The 9,593-nt window shown below is 73.8% G+C and carries 8 protein-coding genes; 2 read left to right on the top strand and 6 right to left on the bottom strand.

All coding sequences use genetic code 11. From position 1 onward, the window contains the following. Positions 1-451, top strand: a 451-nt coding sequence (locus IE312_RS43035; protein WP_229900749.1) for a serine hydrolase, incomplete at its 5' end; no start/stop codon positions are given. On the opposite strand, the gene IE312_RS33720 is transcribed toward IE312_RS43035, so the two are convergent. From IE312_RS33720 to pepN, 3 genes are all read right to left on the bottom strand, one after another. Next, complete coding sequence (locus tag IE312_RS33720; RefSeq protein WP_189986035.1) at positions 418-1,230, bottom strand: SGNH/GDSL hydrolase family protein; 813 nt, start codon at positions 1,228-1,230, stop codon at positions 418-420. The two genes, IE312_RS43035 and IE312_RS33720, sit on opposite strands and share 34 nt — an antisense overlap. 153 nt (positions 1,231-1,383) lie before the next feature. Next, on the bottom strand, positions 1,384-2,421 hold the full coding sequence (locus IE312_RS33715; RefSeq protein ID WP_189986034.1) for a hypothetical protein: 1,038 nt from the start codon (positions 2,419-2,421) through the stop codon (positions 1,384-1,386). Positions 2,422-2,628: 207 nt separating this feature from the next. After that, on the bottom strand, positions 2,629-5,211 hold the full coding sequence (gene pepN / locus IE312_RS33710) for an aminopeptidase N (protein WP_189986033.1): 2,583 nt from the start codon (positions 5,209-5,211) through the stop codon (positions 2,629-2,631). Positions 5,212-5,348: 137 nt separating this feature from the next. Between pepN and IE312_RS33705 the strand changes: the two genes are divergently transcribed. Further along, positions 5,349-5,987, top strand: coding sequence for a mycothiol-dependent nitroreductase Rv2466c family protein (locus IE312_RS33705; protein ID WP_189986032.1), 639 nt, complete (start codon positions 5,349-5,351; stop codon positions 5,985-5,987). Between the two features lie 23 nt (positions 5,988-6,010). Here the strand turns inward: IE312_RS33705 and IE312_RS33700 are convergent, their stop codons facing one another. From IE312_RS33700 to IE312_RS33690, 3 genes are read right to left on the bottom strand one after another with little or no spacing between them, the layout of a single operon-like run. After that, entirely contained in the window at positions 6,011-7,438 is a 1,428-nt protein-coding gene (locus tag IE312_RS33700) for an FGGY-family carbohydrate kinase (RefSeq protein ID WP_189986031.1), read from the bottom strand. Between the two features lie 18 nt (positions 7,439-7,456). Then, positions 7,457-8,482 carry a 2-hydroxyacid dehydrogenase gene (locus IE312_RS33695; RefSeq protein ID WP_189986030.1) on the bottom strand — a complete coding sequence of 342 codons (1,026 nt, stop codon included), beginning with the start codon at positions 8,480-8,482 and terminating at the stop codon, positions 7,457-7,459. Further along, positions 8,479-9,291: a DeoR/GlpR family DNA-binding transcription regulator gene (locus tag IE312_RS33690; protein ID WP_189986029.1), complete on the bottom strand. Its 813-nt coding sequence runs from the start codon at positions 9,289-9,291 to the stop codon at positions 8,479-8,481. The genes IE312_RS33695 and IE312_RS33690 overlap by 4 nt, the downstream gene beginning before the upstream one ends. Between the last annotated feature and the right edge of the window lie 302 nt (positions 9,292-9,593).

Genomic DNA, 9,593 nt, shown 5'->3' with positions numbered 1-9,593 from the left:
GCCGAGCGGCAGGGCGTACTCCACGTTCACGGTCCCCGGCGGCCCGGTGTACGACGTGACCGAACTCAATCCGTCGCTGGCCTCCTCGGCCGGAGAGATGATCTCCGACTCCGCCGACCTGTCCCGCTTCTTCGGCGCCCTGCTCCGCGGCGAGCTGCTCCCGCCGCGGAGCCTGAAGGAGATGAAGACCACGGTGGCCACCGGGATCGAGCCCGGCGTCCGCTACGGCCTCGGTCTCATGGACACCCGGCTGGACTGTGGTGTGCACGTCTGGGGCCACACCGGTGGGATCCACGGCTCGGTCTCCGAGGCGCGGACGACGGCGGACGGCCGGCACTCCCTGGCGGTCAACCTCAACGGGGACTGGGCCGGGGAGACCTCGGCCGTGGTCGAGAAGGAGTTCTGCCCGCCGGCGTCTCAGCCCGACACCCGGGTGAGCACCGGCAGGTAGCCGAGGGACTGTCCCGGTGCCGTCGGGTGGTAGGACTCGGTGATCGCCAGCACGTCGACACCGCGCAGCCAGGGCCGCGACGAGCAGATCTCGTGCCCGGCGAAGGCGGCGGTGACGTCGGCGAAGGTGAACCCGTGGGCGGTGGCCCGCCGGGCGATGACGGCGTTGAGGTGGTCCACGGCGTCGTTCAGCGTGGCCCGTTCACCGTCCGGCAGGCCCAGCGCGCAGGCCCCCTGGAGGTGGTACAGGTGCGGGTAGCCGAGGACCACGACACGGGCGGCGGGGGCCCGGTCGCGGATGGCCGAGTAGAGCCGGTCGAGGTTGCCGGTCAGGGTCCCGTCCATGGAGGTGCGGGCCCGGGAGACGGCGGACAGGCACCCTTTCGCGCCGCCCAGCGAGCAGGCCGCGATGACCGAGACGAAGCCCGTGTCGCTGCCGCCGACGGTGAGCGTCACCAGGCCGGTGCGCGGGCTGAGGTGGCCGAGCTGGCCGGTCAGGACGTCGTCGGCGCCGGCGCCGTTGCACGCGGCGAACGTGAAGGACGCGGGCGCGTGGGCCTCGGCCCACAGCACGGGGAAGGCCCGGCTGCTGCGCTTGCACTCCGTGCCGGAGGACAGGTAGTCGCCGGCTCCGGCACCGGAGGAGTAGGAGTCGCCGAGGGCCACGTAGCCGCCGGCCGGGGCGCGGGCCGCCACCTGTGCCGTCGCGGGATCGGCCAGGGCGCAGGCGGCCGCGAGGAGCAGGGAGCACGCGCCTGCCGCTATTCGGGTGTGTCTCATGACTCTCTCGTACCGCGGCCGGCTCCGCCGCCGCCCGCCCTGCTCGTCCGTTCCGGTGAACCGTCACCCGGCCGGCGCAGGTGAACAGGACAGGCGGGCGGCCGTCCCCGCCGGTGCGGCACCGGCCGTCCACCGGTGCGGCACCGGCCGTCCCTACCGCGGCAGCACCAGGACGTACGCGGCCGGGTCGCGGTCCCCGGACGCCATCAGCGCGGTCCGCACCACCGCCGCCTGCTGTTCCGGGAAATCCCGCAGCTTCCTCGGTGTGAGGTGCACGACCGTGATGCCGAGGCGCTCCAGGTGCTCGCGCTTGCGGGCGTACTCCGACCACAGGGCGTCGTCGTCCTGCCGGGGCGCCCGGGTGTCGAGTTCGAGGGCGACCGCCTGGTCCGGCCAGTAGGCGTCCAGGCCGCCGAGGTGCGGGCCGCCGGGCAGGCGCAGGTCGACGTTCCAGACGGGGTCGGGCAGGCCGTACTCGCGGACCATCCGGTAGAGGCGGTCCTCCGCGATCGAGCGGCCCTCGGCGACCAGCGCGTCCACCGCGTCCACCACGTGCGGGCGGTGCAGCAGCTTGGCCAGGGTCAGCTCGCGCACCACCGCCGCCGGTTCGCAGTGACCGCCGCGCACCGCCTCGGTGAGCAGCCGCCGTACCGCCTCCGCCTCCGTCAGCCGGGCCACCGCGTCCGCCAGGGCCCGCGGCACCGGCGCCACCGGCAGGCCCGACACCGTCCGCGGGGCGGGCAGGTCCGGGGTGCGCAGGACGCGGACGTAGCCGGCGGAGCGCAGCCGGTGCTGGCGCGGGACCAGGACGTCCACGTGCTCCAGGGAGTCCGGCGCCGGGGCGCAGGAGAAGCCGTGCAGGGCCAGCGCGGCGAGGCCGGTGAGCACCACCTCGGTGTACAGCGGCCGGTGCGGGCCGTCGGCCGTCGGCTGGGCGGGGACGGCCGGCTCGGCGGCGCGGGCCGCGTACAGCAGGGCCGCGTGCAGCCGTTCCTCGCCGGTGGGCCGGTCCGGGTGCAGCAGGATCACGTGCGGAAGCAGCTCCTGCCAGGGGCCGCCGGTCCGGCACTGCTCGGACAGTTCGGCCGGTGTGACGCCGCGGGCGCGCAGCTGGGCGGTCGTCAGGACGCGGCGGTGGACGTCACGGAGATGGCGCGGGGGGCGGGGGGAGAGCGGGGCGTTCTGGGTCATGGCCTCGGGATTCCCGCGTCCGGTGGCCTCCTTAACCGCTGTTACACGCCCGTCGATGAATGCGGACAAGACGGAACTAAAGGTCAGGTGTTCGGATGCCGAGGAGGGACGGGAAACCCCTGGTCCGATCGGGTGCGGACCAGGGGTTACGGCTGTGTCTGACCGGATTTCGTAACGGTCACCGCCCGGGAAAGCCCAGGCCAAAGCTCACCGGTCGCCCGCCGCCGCGTCGCACTCCTGTGCGCGCAGCGCCCGCGCCAGGTCGTCCCGCGCCTCCAGCACCAGCCGGCGCAGCGCCGGCGCCGCCTCGCCGTGCGCCCGCAGCCACGCGTCCGTCGCGTCCAGCGTCTCCGGCCGGTCCTGGTACGCCGGGAACAGACCCCGCACCACGTCCATGCCGATCTGGATCGACCGCTCCCGCCACACCCGCTCGATCGCCGCGAAGTACAACTGCGCGTACGGCGCGGTCAGCTCCCGCTGCGACGGCTGCTGGAAGCCCGAGATGGTCGCCTCCACCAGCGCGTTCGACAGCGTGTCGGACTCCACCACCTGCGCCCACGCCTGCGCCTTGACCGCCGCCGACGGCCGCGCGGCCAGGCAGCGCACCTGGTGCCGCTTGCCCGACGCCGTGTCGTCCCGGGCCAGCTCCGCCGCCAGCGCCGACTCGTCCGCCGCCCCGTGCGCGGCCAGCGGCTCCAGGAACGCCCAGCGCAGCTCCTGGTCCACCTTCAGACCCTCGATCCCGGACGTGCCGTCCAGCAGGTCCGTCAGCAGCTGCAGGTCCGGCCCGTCCGAGGCCACCGCCGCGAAGAACCGGGCCCAGGCCAGCTGCTGCTCACTGCCCGCCTCGGCCGACCGCAGCTCCCGCAGCGCCCCCTCGGCCAGCAGCCGGCCGCCGGTCTCCCGCCAGGCCGGCGCCGCGTAGTGCGTCAGCGCGGAGTTCGCCCAGGCGTGCAGCATCTGCAGCACGCCGATGTCCGACTCGCGGCCCGCGAACCGCAGCACCAGGCCGATGAAGTCCCGCGCCGGCAGCAGCCCGTCCCGGGTCAGGTTCCACAGCGCCGACCAGCACAGGGCGCGCGCCAGCGGGTCCATCAGCGAGCCCAGCCCCGAGCGCAGCGTCGCCAGCGAGGTCTCGTCGAACCGGATCTTGCAGTAGGTCAGGTCGTCGTCGTTGACCAGCACCAGCTCCGGCGCCTCGTCGCCCGCCAGTTCGGCCACGACCGTACGCGGCTCGTGCACGTCCGTCTCCACGCGCGCGTAGCGCTCCAGCGTGCCCGCGGGCGTACGGCGGTACAGGCCCACCGCGATCCGGTGCGGACGCAGCTCCGGGTGCGACTCCGGGGCCTCCTGGAGGATCGCCAGCTCCGCGATCCGGCCGCCCTCGGTGTCCAGCAGCACCTGCGGGGTCAGCGCGTTCACCCCGGCCGTCTGCAGCCAGGACCGCGACCACGCCGTCATGTCCCGGCCGCTGGTCTCGGCCAGCACCGACAGCAGGTCGCCCAGGCGGGTGTTGCCGTACGCGTGACGCTTGAAGTAGCGCCGGGCGCCCTCCAGGAAGGCGTCCTGGCCGACGTACGCCACCAGCTGCTTGAGCACCGAGGCGCCCTTGGCGTAGGTGATGCCGTCGAAGTTCAGCTTGGCGTCCTCCAGGTCACGGATGTCCGCCGTGATCGGGTGCGTGGACGGCAGCTGGTCCGCGCGGTACGCCCAGGCCTTGCGGCGGTTGGCGAAGGTGATCCACGCGTCCTTGAAGCGGGTCGCGCCCACGTTGGCGAAGGTGCCCATGAAGTCCGCGAAGGACTCCTTCAGCCACAGGTCGTCCCACCACTCCATGGTGACCAGGTCGCCGAACCACATGTGCGCCATCTCGTGCAGGATGACGTTGGCCCGCGCCTCGTACGACGCCTGCGTCACCTTCCCGCGGAAGATGTACTCCTCGCGGAAGGTCACCAGACCCGGGTTCTCCATCGCGCCCAGGTTGTACTCCGGCACGAACGCCTGGTCGTACTTGCCGAACGGGTACGGGTGGTCGAAGTGGTCGTGGAAGAAGTCCAGGCCCTGCTTGGTCACCAGGAACACGTCGTCGGCGTCGAAGTGCGGGGCGAGACCCCTGCGGCACATCGCGCCGAGCGGGATCTCCAGCTTGGTGCCGTCCTCGAAGGTGCGGGTGTAGGAGTCCGTCACATAGTGGTACGGGCCCGCCACCACGCACGTGATGTACGTCGAGATCGGCTTCGTCTCCGCGAACCGCCACACCCCGTCGGTGAGTTCACCGGCGCCGTTGCTCCACACCGTCCACCCCTCGGGCGCCCGCACCTCGAAGCGGTACGGCGCCTTCAGGTCCGGCTGCTCGAAGTTGGCGAACACCCGGCGGGCGTCGGCCGGTTCGTACTGCGTGTACAGGTAGACCTCGCCGTCCTCGGGGTCGACGAAGCGGTGCATGCCCTCGCCGGTGCGGGAGTAGGCGCACTGCGCGTCCACCACCAGCTCGTTCTCGGCGGCCAGGTCCTCCAGTGCGATCCGGGAGCCGTCGAACACCTCGCCCGGGTCCAGGTCCCGGCCGTTCAGGGTGACGGAGGTGACGCGCGGCGCGATCAGGTCGGCGAAGGCCGCCGCGCCCGGCTCGTTGCAGCGGAAGCGGATGGTGGTCACCGAACGGAACGTGCGCGGCTCACCGCCCGCGTCACCGACGGCGGACCGCAGGTCCAGGGACACCTCGTAGCCGTCGACGGACAGCAGGGCGGCCCGCTCCCGGGCCTCGTCGCGGGACAGATTCTCACCGGGCACGGACGGCACTCCCTCGTGATCGCGCGGATGGCGGCTGAACAGGACCGATCCTGCCATGTGCTCCTGACGGGGAGGACGGGGAATGGCACGGCCGGCGGTGGCGTTTTCCCGGGAAAGCGTTTCTGACGAGGAGAGACATGTCGCAGAAGACCCCGGTCGACTTCTGGTTCGACCCGCTGTGCCCCTGGGCCTGGATGACCTCCCGCTGGGTGCTGGAGGTGGAGAAGGTCCGTGACATCGAGGTCCGCTGGCATGTCATGAGCCTCGCCGTGCTCAACGAGAACCGGCTCGACGAGCTGCCCGAGGAGTACCGCGAGCTGCTCGAGACCAAGGCGTGGGGCCCGGTCCGCGTCGTCATCGCGGCCCAGCAGGAGCACGGCCCTCAGGTGCTGGGCGACCTCTACACCGCGCTCGGCACCCGCATCCACAACCAGGGCGAGGGCCCCGGCAAGCCGACCGTGGCCGCCGCGCTCAAGGACGTGGGCCTGCCCGAGTCCCTCCTGGACCACTGGGACTCCACGCCGTACGAGCCGGAGCTGCGCGCCTCCCACAAGGAGGGCATCGAGAAGGTCGGCCAGGACGTCGGCACCCCCGTCATCGCGGTGCCCGGCCCGGACGGCGAGCAGATCGCCTTCTTCGGCCCGGTCGTCACCCCGGCCCCCCGGGGCGAGGAAGCGGCCCGCCTGTGGGACGGCACGCTCGCCGTGGCCTCGGTGCCGGGCTTCTACGAGCTCAAGCGTTCCCGGACCAAGGGTCCCGACTTCAGCAACCTGTGAGGCGGCGCGGCGGCGGGCCCGGCTCAGTGCCGGGCCCGTTCCCGTGCCGCCGCGAGCAGCCGCAGGTGCTCCTCGTACCCCTTCGCGTAGTACGCCGCCCGGTCCGGGTCCGGCTCGATCACCCGGGCCGGCCCGGTCCAGGCGGCGGTGTCCAGCGGGACGCCGTAGCGGGCGGCGGCGGCGAGCACCGCGCCCCGCGCGCCGACCTCGCCCTCCACCACCTTCAGCGGCCGGCCCAGCACGTCGGCCAGCAGTCCCGTCCAGGCGAGGCTGCGGGCGCCGCCGCCGCACACCGCGAGCGAACCGGTCAGGCCCGCCGCCTCCAGGCAGTGCCGGGCCGCGTAGCCGATGCCCTCGCAGGTGGCCCGGACCAGGTCGGCCGGGCGCGTCTCCAGCGACACCCCGTACAGCTCGGCGCGCAGCCCGGGCTCCACGAAGGGCGCCCGCTCGCCGGACGGCGCGAAGTACGGCAGCACCCGCACCCCCCACGAGCCCGGCGGGGAGGCGACCAGCAGGTCCTCCAGCTCCTCGTGCCGGGCCCCCGTCGTGCGCAGCACCCAGTCCAGCGCGGCCGTGCCGACCATCGCGGGCATCGCGCGCAGCCAGTGCCCGGGCCGGTCGGTGGAGATGTACAGGCCCACCGGTTCGCCCGCCAGGTCCAGTTCGGTGGTGGCGACCAGGCTCGCCAGGCAGGTGCCGACGATCAGCAGGCCGTCGCCGGGCGCGGTGACCCCCGCGCCGAGCGCGCAGGCCGGCAGGTCGTACGGGCCGTTCGCCAGCGGGGTCCCGGCGGGCAGCCCCTCGCCGCTCGCCTCGCCGGTCGCGATCGGGTCACCGATCGCCGGGAGCAGCCCGCGCCGGTGGCCGAGGCCGAGGAGGTCCACCACCTCGTCGTCGTACGACCGTGACCGCGGGTCCAGGAACGGCATCGACGCGTCCGACACGTCCGTCACCGCCCGCCCGGCACCGGTCAGCCGCTGGAACACCATGTCCTTGCAGTAGGCGGCCGCCGCGGCGGCGTCCAGGGCCCCCGGCTCGTGCCGGTCCAGCCAGGCCAGCAGCGGTCCGGGGCAGCCCGGGAACATCGCGCTGCCGGTGCGCCGGAACACGGCCTCGAAGGTGCCGTCCGCCAGCCACCGGTCCACCAGCTCGTGCGCCCGGCCGTCCATCCAGGACAGCGCCGGCCGCACCGGGCGGCCGGCCGCGTCCACCAGCCACACCCCGTCGCCCTGCCCGGTCAGCCCGGCCAGCTCCACCGGTTCCGCCAGCCGCCCGGTCAGCGTCAGCAGCACACCGACGACGGCCGCGTACACCTCCCGCATCTCCTGCTCCACGGCCCCCCGGCGCACATCGAGGTGCACGGGCCGCGCCTCGACGGCCAGTTGCCGCCCGCCCCGGTCGAAGGCGGCGGCCTTCACGAGGGACGTCCCCACGTCGATCCCGACGAACATGCCCAGCCTCCCGGGACATCAGGTCAGACAGTGCGCGAGGGGCTCCCCGCGTACCCAGCGGCCCACCTCGGCGGCGGCGATCCGAGCGGCCTTCTCCGCCACCGCGCGGCTGGCCCCGCCCAGGTGCGGGGTGAGCACCACCCGGTCGGACAGCGCGCGCAGCCGGGAGTCCGGCGGCAGCGGTTCCCGGGCGAAGGTGTCCAGGGCGGCCGCCGACAGCCGCCCCTCGGCCAGCGCGTCGCACAACGCGTCCTCGTCCAGCAGCGGGCCCCGGGCCGCGTTGACCACCACCGCGCCCGGCGGCAGCAGGGCCAGCTCGCGGGCGCCGAGCAGACCGCGGGTCTCGGCGGTGAGCCGGGCGTGCAGGGTGACGACGGCGGAGCGGCGCAGAAGCTCGTCGAGCGCGGACACCCGCAGCCCGTGCACCTCGCCGCGCACGTACGGGTCGTACACCGACACCCGGGCCCCGAACGCGCACAGCACCCGGGCGACCCGGCTGCCGACCGCGCCGTACCCGACGAGCCCGACCGGCAGGTCCTCCAGCTCCAGACCGCTGTGCGCGTAGGTGTAGTACGACGCGCCGGCCCAGCTGCCCTGCCGGGCGAGGAGGTCGTGGGCATGCGGGATCCGGCGCAGGGCGGCCAGCAGCAGGCCGACGGTGAACTCGGCGGTGGCGGCGGCGTTGCGGCCGGGCGCGAAGCACACCCGCACCCCGTGCCGCGCGGCCGCCTCCAGGTTGACGTTGACGGGTCCGCCCCGGCAGACGACGACCAGCCGCAGCCGGGGGCAGGCGGCGAGGACGCGTTCGGTGACCGGGCCCATCTGGGTGACCAGCACCTCGGCGTCGTCGAGGGCCGCGATCAGCTCGTCCTCGGCGTCGCTCGCCTCGTTCACCTCGGCCACCGGCCCGAACGGCTCCAGCGGCCAGCCCAGGGTCAGTTCGCGCACCGCGCAGTCGGCCTCCCGCGCGAGCGCGGCCGTGATCAGCGACGGCAGGACGAAGTGGTCGCCGGCGGCCACCACACGCACACCACTGGAACTCATCGAAGCTGTTCTCCCGTCTCCGTCGCGGTGGCGCACACCTCGTAGCGCACCGCGTGCTCGTCCAGGTCGCGCAGCGCCTCCGGGGCGGCCCCGTCGTCCACCAGCAGCAGGTCGAAGCGGGAGAGCGGGGCCACCTGGTGCAGGGCGACCCGGCCCAGCTTCGTGTGGTCGGCGAGCAGCACGTTCCGGGCGGCGATGTCCAGCATCGCCCGCTTCACCGACACGATGTGCTGCTCCTGGTGGTAGGCGTGGCCGCCGTGCACGCCCGAGGTGGACACGAAGCCGACGTCGACACGGAGCCGGCCGACGGCCTCCACGCAGGACACCCCGAGGAAGGAGGAGTGCAGCGGGTCGTAGTCGCCGCCGAGCGCCAGCAGGCGGATGCCCCGCCGGCCGGCGAGGAGGTTCACGGCCTCCAGGAAGTTGGTGACGACGGTGAGCGGGGTGATCCCGCCGAGCCGCAGCAGACGGGCCAGCTCCAGCGCGGAGGTGGAATCGTCCAGCAGCACGGCCGTGCCGGGCTCGATGTACCGCAGCGCCCGCTCGGCGAGCGCGGCCTTCTGCGGGCGCATCGTCTTCAGCCGGTACTGCACGTTCGACTCGAACACCCCGGACGGCTGCGCGGTCACCCCGCCGCGGAACTTCCTTACGACACCCTGCCGTTCGAGCTCGTCCAGATCCCGGTGGATGGTCATCAGGCTCACCCCGAACCGCTCGGCCAGCTCGGCCGCGCCCGCCGAGCCCCGGGCCAGGACGAGTTCGGCCACGGCGGCCTGCCGGGCCGCGGGCCCCTGCTGCGCCTTGTCCATCCGGGACCTCCGTCGGCGGGGCGGTGGGCCGGCGGGGTTCACGGTGCGAACCGGTCCGACAACAGAGGGTGTATCGGCGCCGGGACGCCGTCAATCCCTTGCGCACGAGGAAACCAGGGTGAAATCTCACCAGTGCGTGGGAAGTTCACAGGGCCGGTCGCGAAGAGCGGAGGTTCGGATGGTGGAGGCGTGGCTCGGGGTCGACCTCGGCACACAGGGGGTGCGGGCGCTGCTGGTGACGGCCGACGGCGCGGTCCCCGGCAGCGGTTCGGCGCCGCTCACCCGGGGGCGCCGGGAAGGGG

It is taken from the genome of Streptomyces capoamus (assembly GCF_014654935.1).
GTDB lineage: Bacteria > Actinomycetota > Actinomycetes > Streptomycetales > Streptomycetaceae > Streptomyces > Streptomyces capoamus.
This window is presented reverse-complemented; position numbering and strand designations above follow the sequence as displayed.